Raw genomic sequence first — 14,631 nt, forward strand, 5'->3', positions numbered from 1 at the left:
GATCAGACCGTGGCGCCGTTGATTTCATCCCAGGCACGGTTGATGTCGATCATCTTCTTTTCGGCCAGCCGCACCGCCTCTTCCGGCACGCCACGTGCCATCATCGCGTCGGGATGCGTGTCCCGCACCAACTGCCGCCACACCTTGCGAATTTCCGGCAAGGGCATATCGCGGTCGACACCCAGCACCGTGTAGGGATCGTTTGGCGCATCCGGCACAAAGCGCGCACGCAGTGCCATGAACTGAGCATCTGTCTGGCCAAAGATCTGGCTGACCTCTTCCAGAAACTCGTTCTCGTTCGGATGATAAAACCCATCCGCCATCGCGATGTGGAACAGACCTTCCATCAAGTCGCACAGCGTCGTTGTGTCATCACCAAACATGCGCGAGATTTTTCGAGCATAATCCTGATAACCCGCCACATCCGTGCGCGCCATGTCAAAGACCCGTGCAGCACCGGCCTCATCTTCACGCGCGATCTGAAAGACCTCACGAAAGGCGGTGACCTCATCGCGGGTGACCTGACCATCCGCCTTGGCCATCTTGGCCCCCAGAGCAATGACAGCGATGGCAAAAGCGACCGAGCGCTGCGGCGGCGTGCGCAGTTTCTCAAAAACAGCCGTCAGGCTTTCGCCTTGGGCCAATGCGCTGATGGCGTCAGATATGCGTGTCCAGATCGACATGAGCGCACCCTAACGCGCCACGCCGCAACTGTCAGGTGCGACAGATCGCTTTCAGGCAAGAATTTTCTGCATCAGGATCAAATCCAGCCACTGACCCCTCTTGCGGCCCACTTCGGGCATGCGCCCGACCTCGGTAAACCCCAGCGCCTTGTGGAAGGAAACCGCCCCCAGATTGGCCGAAGATATCCCGGCAACCAGCACATGGACCTTATCCGCTTTCGCTGCGGCCTCCAGCCTCGTCATCAGTGCACGCCCCACGCCCTGCCCTTGTGCTGAGGGTTTCAAAAGGATTGAGTGCTCAACGGTCTGTGCATACCCCGGACCGTTTCGAAACGGCCCATAAGTGGCAAAGCCAACAACCTGCCCGCCTGTCTCGGCGACAAAGTAGCGCCCGGGTCTGCAGCCGATATCCTCGGCAACACTGGTTTCACCGCGTTCATCCGTTGTGAACGTGACCAGAGTGTCGCGCACGACCGCATTGATGATCGCGGCGACCGCGCTTGCATCCTCGGCCCGGGCCGGCCGTATCTTCATTCCAGAACTCGCATCCCGCTGGGCGTATCAAACTCGGCCCGCATGGCGGCGGCTCCGGTGTCAAAAACCACTGTGTCAATGGGGCCCAGGATACGCGCCAGCTCCAGCGCTTCGGGATGGTAGACAACCAACCGTCGCAACCTGCATCCGCTTGCTTGCAGCATATTCGCCGGATGCAGATCGCCCTGCCATTGGATCAGCGCCGGATACAGATTGTCGAATGGCAAACGCCCCGAGTCCGGGATCGCCATCCGCCACCGCAGCGCGCCGCGTTCCAGATCGACAGGGCGGACAGCTTCCTCGGGCATGGTGACCGAGGTGATGTCAGCCACCCGGCAAATCCAGTTGGTCAATCGGGCTGGGCCTTTGAACCGATCCAAATCAAACCACCTAGGCATGGCGGGATTGGGGGCTTCGGGATCGACGGCGATTGCCTCAAGATACAAGCCATCATCCAGCCCAAGCAGGCGGTTATATGTGCCGAACTTAGCATGTTTGCCGCCGGGTAGCAGCGAAACGCCCAAAGCCTGTTCGACATGCGCGGCGGCCTCTTCCAGCGTTTCGCCTGCGACAGCGATATGATCCAGCCTCATCTGCGTTCCTTCCAGCAAGTGGGTGCCATGACACTAACAAAGGACCCGATTTTGGTCTGGTCAAGATACCCTTCGTGGGAAATCGCGGCCTCAGCTGCGGGCGCCGCGGATCAGCTGCAAGATATCCTGGGCGGCCTCGGGGATATTGGTGCCTGGTCCAAAGATCGCCTTGACCCCGTGATCATAGAGGAACTGGTAATCCTGCTGCGGGATCACTCCGCCGCAAATCACAATGATATCTTCGGCACCGGCCTTCTTCAGTTCCTCGACCAGTTGTGGCGCAAGGGTCTTGTGACCTGCCGCCTGAGACGAAATCCCGACCACATGCACATCGTTGTCCACCGCATCCTGCGCGGCCTCGGCTGGCGTCTGGAACAGCGGGCCAACGTCCACGTCAAAGCCGATATCAGCAAAGGCCGTGGCGATCACTTTGGCACCGCGATCATGCCCGTCCTGCCCCATCTTGACCACCAGCAGACGCGGGCGGCGGCCTTCGGCTTCGGCAAATTCTTCGATGGATTTCTGGATCGCGGCAAAGCCTTCATCGCCTTCGTAAGCCGCGCCATAGACGCCAGCCAGAGTTTTGACCTCGGCGCGGTGGCGGCCGAATTCCTTTTCCATTGCCATGCTGATCTCTCCTACGGATGCGCGGGCGCGGGCGGCTTCGACCGCAGCGGCCAGCAGGTTTCCACCCTCACGGGCGGTCGTGGTCAGGTCGTCCAAGGCTTTCTGACATGCGGCCTCGTCGCGGGTTGCGCGGATGCGTTCCAGATGTGCAACCTGCGCCTCGCGCACGGCCACATTGTCGACGTCCAGAATGTCGATCGGGTCTTCGTGGTCCTTGCGGTATTTGTTGACCCCGACGATCACCTCGTCGCCCCGGTCGATCATCGCCTGGCGCCGCGCCGCGCTTTCTTCGATGCGCAGTTTGGGCATGCCGCTGGCGACGGCCTTGGTCATGCCGCCCATCTCTTCGACCTCTTCCATCAGGGCCCAAGCCTTTTCGATCAGCTCGTTGGTCAGGCTTTCGATGTAATATGACCCCGCCAGCGGATCGACCACATCGGTGACGCCGGTTTCTTCCTGCAATACCAGCTGCGTGTTGCGCGCGATACGGGCCGAGAAATCGGTGGGCAGCGCAATCGCCTCGTCCAGAGCGTTAGTGTGCAGCGATTGGGTCCCCCCCAGGACCGCGCTCATCGCCTCGTATGCGGTGCGGATGACGTTGTTGTACGGGTCTTGTTCCTGCAACGACACGCCCGAAGTCTGGCAATGCGTCCGCAGCATCTTGGAGCGCTCGGATTTCGCGCCAAACTCGGTCATCACACGGTGCCACAGGGTGCGTGCGGCGCGCAGTTTCGCGATTTCCATGAAGAAATTCATGCCGATGGCAAAGAAAAACGACAGGCGGCCTGCGAATTTGTCCACGTCCATCCCGGCCTGCGTCGCGGCACGTACATATTCACGGCCATCGGCCAGCGTATAGGCCAGCTCCTGCACCAGGTTCGCCCCGGCCTCTTGCATGTGATAGCCCGAAATCGAAATCGAATTGAACTTGGGCATCTCGTTCGAGGTGTAGTCGATAATGTCCGAAATGATCCGCATCGAAGGTTCAGGCGGATAAATGTACGTATTCCGCACCATAAACTCTTTCAGAATGTCGTTCTGAATGGTGCCGGACAGGACAGATTTGTCGTGCCCCTGTTCCTCACCCGCCACGATGAAATTCGCCAGAACCGGGATTACCGCGCCGTTCATGGTCATCGACACCGAAACCTTGTCCAGCGGGATACCGTCGAACAGGATCTTCATATCTTCAACGCTGTCGATGGCGACGCCCGCCTTGCCCACATCGCCGACAACGCGCGGATGGTCGCTGTCATAACCCCGGTGCGTCGCCAGATCGAAGGCGACCGATACGCCCTGCTGACCTGCAGCCAGATTGCGGCGGTAGAAGGCGTTGGACTCCTCAGCGGTCGAAAAGCCCGCATATTGACGGATCGTCCAGGGACGGCCCGCATACATCGTGGCCTTCACCCCGCGTGTGAAGGGGCCGAACCCCGGCAACGATCCCATATGTGGCAACTTAGCCGTATCGGCCTGCGTATAGAGCGGTTTGACGTCGATGCCTTCCAGCGTTTCCTTGGTCAGATCTTGCAACGGACGACCGCGCAGCTCTTTCTCGGCCAGTGCCTGCCAGTCTTTGGTATCGGTCATGGCGAATTCCTTTTCTCAATTCGGATCGCGGACAGACGGTGCCGCCGCGCTATATGGCTCCGCCCTGCCCGAGCATTCGGGCCAAAGCAGGAAATTTTGAGTGATGCGTGCATTTCGGTGGTCGCATTCGCGCGCGCAAAGGCTATATTCATTGGAACAGGAGGCCCCATGACACGCACGCTTGCCCTTGTTTTCTCGGCACTTATCCCGCTGGCCGCATTTGCCGCCGACGGTTCGGCCCCGGCCGATGACGCCTTTGTGCGCCCAGCAGGGGAAAGCGATTTGAACGATTTCCTGTGGGTCAATCGTCCCATCATCGTGTTTGCCGACACACCCGCCGATCCCCGGTTCCAGCAACAGATCGACATGCTGGTCGAGGGCGAAGCTGCAATGCGGGACCGCGATGTGTTGGTTCTGACCGACACCGACCCTGCAGCACGATCCCCGATCCGGTCGCAATTGCGGCCACGTGGGTTCCAGATGGTGTTTGTTGACAAGGACGGCGTGGTCAAACTGCGCAAGCCTTCCCCCTGGAGCGTGCGCGAGATTGGCCGCTCGATCGACAAAACCCCCCTGCGCGAGCGCGAAATTCGCGAACGGCGCGAGGGTGGTTGAGTGCTTTCGCCACGCCCCTTGGCCTCGGTACTTGCCGAAGCCATGGAACGGTATGGCAAAAGCGCGGACATGATCATTCAAACTCGATGATCACATCATCCACGGCGAGGCTGTCGCCGGGCCCTGCGTTGATCTTGGCGACAACCCCTTTTTTCTCGGCGCGCAGGATGTTTTCCATCTTCATCGCCTCGACCGTGCAAAGCGCCTGACCTTCCTGCACCTCTTGCCCAACTTCCACATCGATCTTCACGATCAGGCCGGGCATCGGGCAGAGCAGCATCTTCGACGTATCGGGCGGCAGCTTCTCGGGCATCAGCTTGGCCAGCTCAGCCTGAGTTGGCGTGCGCACATGTACTTTCAGATCTGCTCCACGGTTACGGATGCGGAAACCGCCCGAAACTTTCCCGACCTTCAGCACCAGCGGGCTGCCATCGACGTTCAGAACGGCCAGTTGATCCCCCGGCGTCCAATCGGATGTCACACGACAAGCCGTACCGTCATCAAAAGTCACGGTCGAGCCGTTGGGATCGGCATCTGTCGTCAACGCGAACTCTTGCCCTTGCAACGTCACGACCCAGTCGGTGCCAACCTTGCGTTCATGGTTGTCCATTCGGCCCGACACGCGGGTACGCCGGATCTCGGCCACGCGGTGCATCGCCGCGCACGAGGCCGCAATGCGGCGCAGATCGGCATCAGGCAGTGTGACGCCTTCGAAACCGTCAGGATATTCCTCGGCGATAAACGCTGTCGTCATGTCTCCGCTGACAAATTTCGGATGATCCATCACCGCCGACAGGAACGGCAGGTTATGCCCGATACCCTCGACCTCGAAACTGTCCAGGGCCACGCGCATCGCCTCGATCGCGGCCTCACGGGTCGGCGCCCAGGTGCAGAGTTTCGCGATCATCGGGTCGTAGTACATGCTGATCTCGCCGCCCTCGTAGACACCGGTGTCATTGCGCACAGCTGCTTCGCCTTCGGGTGCATCGCCCTGCCATTTACCATTGACCAGCATCGGACCTGCAGCCGTTTCCTGCGGCGGACGATAGCGGGTCAGGCGGCCAATCGATGGCAGAAAGCCGCGATACGGGTCTTCGGCATACAGACGGTTTTCGATGGCCCAGCCTGTCAGGGTCACATCATCCTGTGTGATGGTCAGCTTTTCGCCATTGGCCACGCGGATCATCTGTTCAACCAGATCGACACCGGTGATCAGTTCAGTCACCGGGTGTTCCACCTGCAGGCGGGTGTTCATCTCCAGGAAGTAGAAGTTCTTGTCGCCGTCGACGATGAACTCAACCGTGCCCGCGCTGGCGTAATCCACCGCCTTGGCAAGTGCCACGGCCTGTTCCCCCATCGCCTTGCGGGTTTCGGGGTCTAGGAAGGGCGAAGGGGCCTCTTCCACAACCTTCTGGTTCCGGCGCTGGATCGAGCATTCGCGTTCGCCCAGATAGACGCCATTGCCGTGGCTGTCGCAGAGGACTTGAATTTCGATGTGGCGCGGCTGCGTCACGAATTTCTCGATAAAGATCCGGTCATCGCCGAAAGAATTCGCGGCTTCGTTCTTGGACGATTGGAAACCCTCGCGCGCCTCCTGGTCGTTCCACGCGATGCGCATGCCCTTACCACCGCCACCGGCGCTGGCCTTGATCATCACCGGATAGCCGATCTCGTTCGAGATCTTCACGGCCTCTTCGGCGTCTTCGATCAGACCCATATAGCCGGGCACAGTCGACACACCCGCATCCTGAGCGATCTTCTTCGAGGTGATCTTGTCGCCCATCGCCTCAATCGCGCCTTTGGGCGGGCCGACAAAGGCCACGCCTTCGGCCTCTAGCGCCTCGGCGAATTTGGCGTTTTCCGACAGAAAGCCGTAACCCGGATGCACCGCCTGCGCGCCACTTTGGCGGATGGCCTCCATCACCTTGTCGATCACGATATAGGACTGGTTCGCTGGGGGCGGACCGATATGAACCGCCTCATCGGCCATGGACACATGCAACGCGTTCCTGTCTGCGTCCGAATAGATGGCAACAGTGCCGATACCCATTTTGCGGGCGGTCTTGATGACCCGGCAGGCAATCTCGCCCCGGTTGGCGATCAGGATCTTATTGAACATGCGATGTCCTTTGGCTTTGTGTTCGGGAAACGCAAAACGCCGCCGCAGGGCGTTGACCCCACGACAGCGTGATGCGTGATGACGGGCAGGACGTCGCGCGCCCTGCGGAATAGGTATTAGTTACAGTTGTTCTGGGTCTTGCAATACAGCACGTTGCCCGCTGCGCCGACCGCAGCTCCGACCAACGGATCGGCGTTGAGGACCGCGGCACCGATCGCGCCTGCGCCGCCGCCCAGCACGGCCTGTTCGCCCGTGTTGCCGCCACAGGCCGCAAGGCCCGCACAAGTTGCAGTTGCAAGGATAAGGTTTGAGATTCGCATATCAGCTGCCTCTTCGTGTTTCTTGATGCATTGGGCAGCAGATGCGGGAAACAGGCCGTGTTATTCAATAACCGACCGAAGGAATTTTCGTTTTGCGCAGGTTTTCGCCATTTCACGCATGCTTTATGCGCAAAGAAAAACGCGGACAGGACCATGTGGGGAACACAAACCTGCCCGCGGAAGGAAGGGGTACGGAATAGTAGGTGCTTGTGCGACGCAGGCAAAGTAGAGCCGCACGGCCCAGCCACCTTGCAACGCACAATTATGGCCGCCAACCACAGATTGTTTCCCGCCGCATTTCCGGCTGAAACCCGCCAATCAGGCGAAATCCCGCGCAAAATTGCGCCTATAGGCAGTTTGTCCAAATCAGTTGAGCCAGGCAGGGTCTCTGTCACATTACCGTTACAAAAAGCAGCAGCCGTGCCGTTTTTTTGAGCACCCTGATCACGGCGCCCCCTCTCGGGTGTCGAAAAAAAGCGCCCTTCTGACAACGTCTTGGCAGCCCGGCTCACCGGCCTGTGAAAACGCGCCGCATTTTTGACAAATTTGCTTGAGGATTCGCGTGAAAAATCTCCCGAACTGGTGATTTCCCTGCTGAACGCTTGCGTGGAACGGTGCCTCTGCACACTCGCAACCAAGGATATATCCCCATGACATTGAAGGATAAAACTGCTAGCCTGCTTGCTGCCAGCACGCTTTGTGTGACCGGCACGCAGGCCTTGGCGCAAGACGCGCAAACCCAGGCCGAACTCGATGCGCTGCGCGCCCGGGTCGAAGCCCTGGAAACTCAAAAACAGGGATCCGGCACCGGTGATCTGCAAATCGGCAGTACCACGCTCGACGTATACGGGTATGTCAAAGCCGACTTTTTCTACGATTTCGAATTTGATCAGGGCGACACCGCTTTTGTGAACGTCATCGGTGAGCCCTCGGCTGCAACGGACGGCACATTCGGCGCGACCGTGCGCCAATCCCGCATCGGCTTGAACACCACGACCCCGACGGGTCTGGGTGACATCCGCGGACAGCTTGAGGTCGATCTGTTCGCGTCCGGCGGCTCGGCAGAATTCCGTCTGCGCCACGCGAATATCCGCATCGGAGACGCCTGGCTGATCGGTCAGTTCTGGACCAACTTCCAGCCGCTCGCCACCTATCCGACCACCGTTGAATTCAACGGCCCTGTAGGTATCCCGTTTGCGCGGGTGCCGCAGGTTCGCTACACCAACACGTTCGGCGCCAACACAACCTTTGCGGTCGCGGTCGAAGAGAATGTCAGCGGATCGAACTCGGATGATCCCGTTCTTACGGCTTCGGCGGAATACAATGACGGCAAATATCTTGCCCGCATCTCGGCTCTGTATGGTAAAGCCGAAAGCGGTGGGGTCGAGGTTGACCAGACCGGCTTTACCCTGTCCGGTTCGATCCGCCCCTGGCAAGGGGGCCTCTTCCAGGTCAACTACGTCAACGGTGAGGCCATCGGCCCCTATCTGATCGGTTTGGGTGACGCCATCGTCGGCGGACAGGCCAACGACGTGGACGGCTATACCATCGAGTTCCGTCAGGACATTACGCCAAAATGGAATGTTGGTATCGCGTATGGTCGCGAGGATTATGACCTGCCGACCTCGACCGGGACCTTGTCGTTCACCGAGCTTGAGACCATTCACGTCAACGCCTTCTACAAGGCGACCGACAATCTCACGCTCAGCGCCGAGTACATCTTTGGCGAACGCAACGACGAACCGACCGGTCGTACATTCGACGGCAATCGCGTTCAGTTGGCTGCCCAGTTGAACTTCTAATGCCGCAACACGGCCTCGCCCGGCAAAGGGCGGGGTCGATGCACCACAAGGGTGCACGGTCTGTGCGGCATCGGTCAGCACGTCTATCTCACCCCATCGAAAATATCAGGAAACGACTGACGCGCCGTATCGACATCGATCACCAGCAACGCGTCATAGCTGGCGGCGTCAAAGGGATCCTCAGCCGCGATCACTTCGCGCCCGAACAACCAGCTGAGCCGCCCTGCATCCAGATTGCCCCTCTCAAAGGGTTGGTCTGCAAAATTCTGCCACAGCGCCTCCATGAACGCGGCATCCGCGCGCTTGTCCGCTGGTTTGCGGTCGCGAAACCGCTCGCGCTGTGTGATCGGCGTGACGCCCTTGGGATTGGCACGCCGGATGGTAAATTGAAAATCCGTACCCGGCAGACGGCCTGGAAAACCGCGATGTTTCAACATTGTGGCCACCTTTTAGAACGGAAGGGCCATTGCGAATTCCCGCACCCCTTTCGGGCCAAAGTGATCATGCGAACCTCCAAAGTCGTTACGTTGTTCTGAGATGCATTGAGGTCATGACACGGCGTGATCATGGTCAAAGCCCCTCCCAGATACATTCGGATTGCTCCAGACGGTAGGCTTCAAAAAACTGAGTGGCGTCGGGTGCGGAATCGCCAAACTCAATTGGACGATCCGCAAAAGAGATAACGACCCGCGCAGGTTCAAGTTCGTGCCGGGCGACGTATGGCACCGCCAGGACATTGCACAGATGCGCCATATCCACGACGGCGATGTCATACGTGATCCGACCAACGGTCGAGCCGATCTTGGGCGCGATGAACCGAAACCGCACCCAAAGCTCTCCGGGATTATTGTCCAGCAGAACATTGCTCAGCTCAACCGGCTGGCCCGAGGGAACGGGCAACAGGGTCTCTGCCCGGGCAGGCACAGTTAAACCAGACGCAATCGCAAGTGTCAGGGCGATGCAAGAGGCATATCGGCTTGGTCCGAACATGAGGTTCTGGTCCTTTGGCTTGGCAAGGTAAGCGGGCATAAGAACCGCCCGCCCTACCCGATCACAGAGGGATATTGTCGTGCTTTTTCCAAGGGTTCTTCAGCTGCTTGTTGCGCAAGCTGGCAAAAGCCCGGGACACACGGCGGCGGGTTGATTGCGGCATGATCACCTCATCGATAAAGCCACGCTCTGCTGCGACGAAGGGATTGGCAAAGCGATCCTCGTAATCTTGCGTGTGCTGCGCGATCTTTTCCGCATCGCCCAAATCCGCACGATGGATGATCTCGGTCGCCCCTTTGGCGCCCATCACGGCAATCTCGGCAGTGGGCCAGGCATAGTTGAAATCACCACGCAGGTGTTTCGAGGCCATCACGTCATACGCTCCGCCATAGGCTTTGCGCGTGATCACGGTCACCTTGGGCACAGTTGCCTCGCCATATGCAAACAGCAGCTTGGCGCCGTGCTTGATGACGCCGCCATATTCCTGAGAGGTGCCTGGCAGGAATCCCGGCACATCGACAAGTGTCAGGATCGGAATTTCAAAACAGTCGCAGAAGCGCACGAACCGCGCGGCCTTACGGCTGCTGTCGATATCCAGACACCCCGCCAGAACCATCGGCTGATTGGCCACAACGCCAACGGTCTGGCCTTCAAGCCGGATGAATCCGGTGATGATGTTCTTGGCATAATCTTCCTGAATCTCGTAGAAATCGCCCTCATCCGCGACCTTGGTGATCAATTCCTTCATGTCGTAAGGCGTATTGGGATTGTCGGGGATCAGCGTATCCAGCGAAGTCTCGGTGCGATCCGGCTCGTCAAAAAACGGGCGCACGGGCGGTTTTTCGCGGTTGTTGAGCGGCAGGAAATCCACCAGACGCCGCACTTCGGCCAAGGCTTCGACATCGTTTTCAAACGCCCCATCGGCGACCGACGACTTTTTGGTGTGGGTTGATGCACCGCCAAGCTCTTCTGCTGTGACTACCTCGTTCGTGACTGTCTTGACGACGTCTGGGCCGGTCACGAACATGTACGAGGTGTCTTTGACCATAAAGATGAAGTCGGTCATTGCAGGGCTGTACACCGCGCCACCCGCGCAGGGGCCCATGACAACGCTGATCTGAGGCACCACGCCTGACGCCATGATGTTGCGTTGGAACACCTCGGCATAGCCCGCCAATGACGCAACACCTTCCTGAATGCGGGCGCCGCCCGAGTCGTTGATGCCGATCACCGGTGCGCCGTTCTGCATCGCCATATCCATGATCTTGCAGATCTTCTGCGCATGCGTTTCCGACAGCGACCCGCCAAACACGGTGAAATCCTGGCTGAATACATAGACCATCCGCCCGTTGATGGCGCCCCATCCGGTGACCACACCATCACCCGCAGGTTTCTGGTTTTCCATCCCGAAATCGGTGCAGCGATGGCTGACGAACATGTCGAACTCTTCAAAGCTGCCTTCGTCCACCAGCAGTTCAATGCGTTCGCGGGCTGTCAGCTTGCCACGGGCATGTTGCGCATCAATCCGCTTCTGGCCACCACCCAGACGCGCATTGTTGCGACGATCTTCAAGCTCGGAAAGGATGTCTTTCATGACGTAAATCCCCTGTAAAATCTGGCGAGACCATACCGATAGGACGCGCAAGTCCAAAGCAGTTTTCGGCAAATTTGCAAATCTTTGGCAATACAAAGCCGGAAAACTGTAAATTTGCTAATTTCAATCTGACATCAAATCAGAAATGGCATCTCCCGTAACCTTGCTGTAAGTGCGAACCATGCAGTTCAGTTCCGCGACAACCCATCGGTCTCCGCCGACCATAGCGACGCTTGTTTTGCTGTCTGGTCTCTCAGCCCTGAGCATGAACCTGTTTCTGCCCAGTCTGCCCAATATGGCCCTGCATTTCGAGACAGACTATCGCGTTATGCAACTGTCTATCGCTCTGTATTTGCTTGTGAATGCAGTGTTGCAAATCCTGATTGGCCCCCTTGCCGACAAAGCGGGGCGGCGCCCGGTATTGCTGTCGGGCCTTGCACTGTTTCTGCTGGCCACGCTCGGTTGCATATACGCGCCAACGGCCGAGATTTTCCTCGCCTTCCGCATGAGCCAGGCCGTGATCGTCGTTGGAATCGTGCTCAGCCGCGCAGCTGTGCGCGACATGTATGATCAGGATCAGGCGGCATCGATGCTCGGCTATGTGACCATGGGCATGGCCGTGGTGCCAATGATCGGCCCCGCAATTGGCGGGCTGCTTGAGGAAAGCTTTGGCTGGAAGGCCAATTTCTGGGTGCCCTTTGCGCTGGGTGCACTTGCCCTGGGGCTGACCTATCGGGATTTCGGCGAAACCGCCGCAAAAAGCGGAAAAACGCTTATACAGCAGTTCCGGGAATACCCCGAGCTTCTGACATCGCCCCGGTTTTGGGGTTACTCCATGTCCTCGGCCCTGTCGTCTGGTGCGTTCTTTGCCTATCTGGGCGGCGCACCTTTCATCGGTACAGAACTGTTCGGCATGAGCGCAGCCGAGATCGGCTTTTACTTCGGCGCACCGGCCATCGGGTATTTTTTTGGAAACTTCATCAGCGGCAGGTTCTCGGTGCGGTTTGGGGTAAATCGAATGGTGTTCTGGGGCTGCTGCCTGAACGCCGTTGGGGTCATCCTGTCTGCCTTGTTGTTCATGGCCGACTTGGGCACAGCGCTCAGCTTTTTCGGCTTCATGACCTTTGTCGGCCTCGGCAATGGCATGTCAGTCCCGAATGCAACGGCGGGCGCGTTGTCAGTACGGCCCCATCTTGCGGGCACAGCCTCGGGCCTGAGCGGGGCCTTGATGCTGGGCGGAGGTGCCGCGCTCAGCGCATTGGCGGGCGCTCTGCTGACCCATGAAACAGGTGCGATGCCCCTTCTGTGGTTGATGCTGACAACGGCGGTTCTGGCCGTTTGTGCCATTACATCGGTCATCTGGCGCGAGAAGCAGTTGGGCTTATAGTTTCCTTGCGTCGAAGGGTTTGCAAAGTTAGCTTGCCCAAACAGTAAAACTGCAAAGAAGCGCCATGCCCACTCAAAAACTCTATGCCGGAGCAAAACTGCGCGAGATGCGCACACGTCTGACCCTGACGCAAAAGGACTTTGCTGGGAAGCTGGGCGTTTCACTGCCGTATCTGAACCAGATGGAGAACAATAACAGGCCGATCTCGACCACCGTAGTTCTGGCGCTGGCGCAGGAATTCGGGATGGACGTGACCGAACTCAGCACCGGCGACAGCGAAAGGCTGGTTTCAGACATGCGCGAGGCTTTGGCTGATCCGCTCTTTGCCGAGTCCATTCCCCCGCTTGCCGATCTGCGCCTGACCGCATCGAACGCCCCTGCCCTGGCCCGCGCCTTTATCGAACTGCACAGAACCTATCGGCAGACCCATGAACGTCTGGCGTCGCTGGACGAGGCCCTGGGCCGGGAAGACGCGCGCATTCAGGCCTCTCCCTGGGAAGAAGTGCGGGATTTCTTTCACTATTGCGACAATTACATCGACGCAGTCGACCGCGCCGCTGAACGCTTTGCCTCGCGCGCGGACGAAGCTGGCAGTATCCGGCAAGCTGCGCTGGACAGCCTTGTAGATCGCGGCATTCAAGTGAAGTTTGACGCCTCGCAAACGCTTCGCAGATACGATGCTGATACCAAGGTCCTGTATCTGTCCTCGCTTGCCACGTCGCAGACCCAGGTGTTTCAACTGCTGTTGCAGGTTGCGCTGATCAGTCAGGAGAAGCTTCTTGAGGCGACTCTGGATTTTGCCAAATTCCAAAGCGAGGAGGCACGTTCAATTGCCAAGATTGGCTTGGCCAACTATTTCGCCGGCGCCTCGCTGATGCCTTACGGGTCGTTTTTGACAGCGGCTCAGGAGGTTCGGCACGATCTGGAACTGCTCAGCAACCGGTTCGGGGCCTCGATTGAACAAATCGCACACCGCCTTTCCACGTTGCAAAGGCCCGGTGCCAAGGGCATCCCGTTCTTTTTTGTCCGCGTGGATCAGGCGGGTACGATCACCAAAAGGCACTCGGCCACGCGGCTGCAATTCGCCCGTTTTGGTGGCGCCTGCCCCCTTTGGAACGTCCACCGTGCGTTCGAAACTCCGGGCCATTTCTTGCAGCAACTGGCCGAAACGCCCGATGGCGTGCGCTATATCTCTCTGGCGCGCGATGTTTCCAAATCGGGCGGGTCATTTGGCGCACCCGTGCGCCGCTATGCGATCGCGCTGGGATGTGAGGTGCGCCATGCCGAGGCATTGGTCTATGCAGACAACCTCGACATCAACAACGCGGCCGCATACGAGCCTATCGGCATCTCCTGCCGTATTTGCGAGCGCCAGAATTGCCACCAGCGCTCGGTTCCGCCGCTTGAACGGCGGCTGTCGATTGACGCGCATACCAGGGGCACTCTGCCGTATGAGGTCACCTGACCCAATACCGGCGCCCCGCCTTTTGGGGTTACGCCTTTGACAGGATCGCCCAGATCTCATCCTTGAGCGATGCGCGCTTTTTCCGCAGCTCGACCTCGGCCAGTTCTTCCATCGGCGATACATTGGTCTCTGCGCGGTGAACCGTCCGGTTAACCTCGTGATATTCGTCCGCAAGCCGCGCAAAATGCGCGTCTGATTGCTTTAACTGGCTCATCAAGTCCACCTTGTCCGGAAACTCCTCGGCCAGTTCATGCGGGGTATGAGACATCCTGTTCGCTCCTTTGTTTGGCGTTATACCCCATTGATAAAGGT

General features: G+C 58.7%; 14 protein-coding genes. 4 read left to right on the forward strand and 10 right to left on the reverse strand.

Annotated features, from left to right (window positions below; all coding sequences use genetic code 11):
- Nucleotides 1–2: 2 nt before the first annotated feature.
- From ACR0AG_RS06670 to scpA, 4 genes are all read right to left on the reverse strand, one after another.
- Nucleotides 3–683: a TerB family tellurite resistance protein gene (locus ACR0AG_RS06670; RefSeq protein WP_480837491.1), complete on the reverse strand. Its 681-nt coding sequence runs from the start codon at nt 681–683 to the stop codon at nt 3–5.
- Between the two features lie 51 nt (nt 684–734).
- Entirely contained in the window at nt 735–1,217 is a 483-nt protein-coding gene (locus ACR0AG_RS06675; protein ID WP_480837492.1) for an N-acetyltransferase family protein, read from the reverse strand.
- Nucleotides 1,214–1,810 carry a VOC family protein gene (locus tag ACR0AG_RS06680; protein ID WP_480837493.1) on the reverse strand — a complete coding sequence of 199 codons (597 nt, stop codon included), beginning with the start codon at nt 1,808–1,810 and terminating at the stop codon, nt 1,214–1,216. The genes ACR0AG_RS06675 and ACR0AG_RS06680 overlap by 4 nt, the downstream gene beginning before the upstream one ends.
- A 90-nt stretch (nt 1,811–1,900) precedes the next feature.
- Nucleotides 1,901–4,027 (reverse strand): methylmalonyl-CoA mutase, encoded by a 2,127-nt coding sequence (gene scpA / locus ACR0AG_RS06685; protein WP_480837494.1) that lies wholly within the window; start codon nt 4,025–4,027, stop codon nt 1,901–1,903.
- Nucleotides 4,028–4,195: 168 nt separating this feature from the next.
- Between scpA and ACR0AG_RS06690 the strand changes: the two genes are divergently transcribed.
- Nucleotides 4,196–4,642 (forward strand): DUF4174 domain-containing protein, encoded by a 447-nt coding sequence (locus ACR0AG_RS06690; protein ID WP_480837495.1) that lies wholly within the window; start codon nt 4,196–4,198, stop codon nt 4,640–4,642.
- A gap of 73 nt (nt 4,643–4,715) precedes the next feature.
- On the opposite strand, the gene ACR0AG_RS06695 is transcribed toward ACR0AG_RS06690, so the two are convergent.
- Nucleotides 4,716–6,761 (reverse strand): acetyl-CoA carboxylase biotin carboxylase subunit, encoded by a 2,046-nt coding sequence (locus ACR0AG_RS06695; protein WP_480837496.1) that lies wholly within the window; start codon nt 6,759–6,761, stop codon nt 4,716–4,718.
- Nucleotides 6,762–6,877: 116 nt separating this feature from the next.
- Nucleotides 6,878–7,081, reverse strand: coding sequence for a hypothetical protein (locus ACR0AG_RS06700; protein WP_480837497.1), 204 nt, complete (start codon nt 7,079–7,081; stop codon nt 6,878–6,880).
- A 650-nt stretch (nt 7,082–7,731) separates the two neighbouring features.
- Between ACR0AG_RS06700 and ACR0AG_RS06705 the strand changes: the two genes are divergently transcribed.
- Complete coding sequence (locus ACR0AG_RS06705) at nt 7,732–8,883, forward strand: DcaP family trimeric outer membrane transporter (RefSeq protein ID WP_480837498.1); 1,152 nt, start codon at nt 7,732–7,734, stop codon at nt 8,881–8,883.
- Between the two features lie 83 nt (nt 8,884–8,966).
- Here the strand turns inward: ACR0AG_RS06705 and ACR0AG_RS06710 are convergent, their stop codons facing one another.
- From ACR0AG_RS06710 to ACR0AG_RS06720, 3 genes are all read right to left on the reverse strand, one after another.
- Nucleotides 8,967–9,320: a hypothetical protein gene (locus ACR0AG_RS06710; RefSeq protein ID WP_480837499.1), complete on the reverse strand. Its 354-nt coding sequence runs from the start codon at nt 9,318–9,320 to the stop codon at nt 8,967–8,969.
- 133 nt (nt 9,321–9,453) lie between these two features.
- Nucleotides 9,454–9,912 (reverse strand): DUF6497 family protein, encoded by a 459-nt coding sequence (locus ACR0AG_RS06715; RefSeq protein ID WP_480837500.1) that lies wholly within the window; start codon nt 9,910–9,912, stop codon nt 9,454–9,456.
- Between the two features lie 22 nt (nt 9,913–9,934).
- Nucleotides 9,935–11,467 carry an acyl-CoA carboxylase subunit beta gene (locus ACR0AG_RS06720; protein ID WP_480837501.1) on the reverse strand — a complete coding sequence of 511 codons (1,533 nt, stop codon included), beginning with the start codon at nt 11,465–11,467 and terminating at the stop codon, nt 9,935–9,937.
- A gap of 181 nt (nt 11,468–11,648) precedes the next feature.
- Between ACR0AG_RS06720 and ACR0AG_RS06725 the strand changes: the two genes are divergently transcribed.
- Both ACR0AG_RS06725 and ACR0AG_RS06730 read left to right on the forward strand, forming a co-directional pair.
- Nucleotides 11,649–12,854 (forward strand): multidrug effflux MFS transporter, encoded by a 1,206-nt coding sequence (locus tag ACR0AG_RS06725; protein WP_480837502.1) that lies wholly within the window; start codon nt 11,649–11,651, stop codon nt 12,852–12,854.
- Nucleotides 12,855–12,918: 64 nt separating this feature from the next.
- Complete coding sequence (locus ACR0AG_RS06730; RefSeq protein WP_480837503.1) at nt 12,919–14,319, forward strand: helix-turn-helix domain-containing protein; 1,401 nt, start codon at nt 12,919–12,921, stop codon at nt 14,317–14,319.
- Nucleotides 14,320–14,347: 28 nt separating this feature from the next.
- Here ACR0AG_RS06730 and ACR0AG_RS06735 read toward each other — a convergent pair whose 3' ends face one another.
- Nucleotides 14,348–14,587, reverse strand: coding sequence for an HP1242/YdcH family protein (locus tag ACR0AG_RS06735; RefSeq protein ID WP_480837504.1), 240 nt, complete (start codon nt 14,585–14,587; stop codon nt 14,348–14,350).
- Nucleotides 14,588–14,631 lie beyond the last annotated feature (44 nt).

The organism is Ruegeria sp. H6, from assembly GCF_056532975.1.

Bases quoted from the DNA above. Each gene is read 5' to 3' on its own strand.
- ACR0AG_RS06670 (WP_480837491.1), bottom strand. From the start codon at position 683: ATGTCGATCTGGACACGCATATCTGACGCCATCAGCGCATTGGCCCAA.
- ACR0AG_RS06675 (WP_480837492.1), bottom strand. From the start codon at position 1,217: ATGAAGATACGGCCGGCCCGGGCCGAGGATGCAAGCGCGGTCGCCGCG.
- ACR0AG_RS06680 (WP_480837493.1), bottom strand. From the start codon at position 1,810: ATGAGGCTGGATCATATCGCTGTCGCAGGCGAAACGCTGGAAGAGGCC.
- scpA (WP_480837494.1), bottom strand. From the start codon at position 4,027: ATGACCGATACCAAAGACTGGCAGGCACTGGCCGAGAAAGAGCTGCGC.
- ACR0AG_RS06690 (WP_480837495.1), top strand. From the start codon at position 4,196: ATGACACGCACGCTTGCCCTTGTTTTCTCGGCACTTATCCCGCTGGCC.
- ACR0AG_RS06695 (WP_480837496.1), bottom strand. From the start codon at position 6,761: ATGTTCAATAAGATCCTGATCGCCAACCGGGGCGAGATTGCCTGCCGG.
- ACR0AG_RS06700 (WP_480837497.1), bottom strand. From the start codon at position 7,081: ATGCGAATCTCAAACCTTATCCTTGCAACTGCAACTTGTGCGGGCCTT.
- ACR0AG_RS06705 (WP_480837498.1), top strand. From the start codon at position 7,732: ATGACATTGAAGGATAAAACTGCTAGCCTGCTTGCTGCCAGCACGCTT.
- ACR0AG_RS06710 (WP_480837499.1), bottom strand. From the start codon at position 9,320: ATGTTGAAACATCGCGGTTTTCCAGGCCGTCTGCCGGGTACGGATTTT.
- ACR0AG_RS06715 (WP_480837500.1), bottom strand. From the start codon at position 9,912: ATGCCCGCTTACCTTGCCAAGCCAAAGGACCAGAACCTCATGTTCGGA.
- ACR0AG_RS06720 (WP_480837501.1), bottom strand. From the start codon at position 11,467: ATGAAAGACATCCTTTCCGAGCTTGAAGATCGTCGCAACAATGCGCGT.
- ACR0AG_RS06725 (WP_480837502.1), top strand. From the start codon at position 11,649: ATGCAGTTCAGTTCCGCGACAACCCATCGGTCTCCGCCGACCATAGCG.
- ACR0AG_RS06730 (WP_480837503.1), top strand. From the start codon at position 12,919: ATGCCCACTCAAAAACTCTATGCCGGAGCAAAACTGCGCGAGATGCGC.
- ACR0AG_RS06735 (WP_480837504.1), bottom strand. From the start codon at position 14,587: ATGTCTCATACCCCGCATGAACTGGCCGAGGAGTTTCCGGACAAGGTG.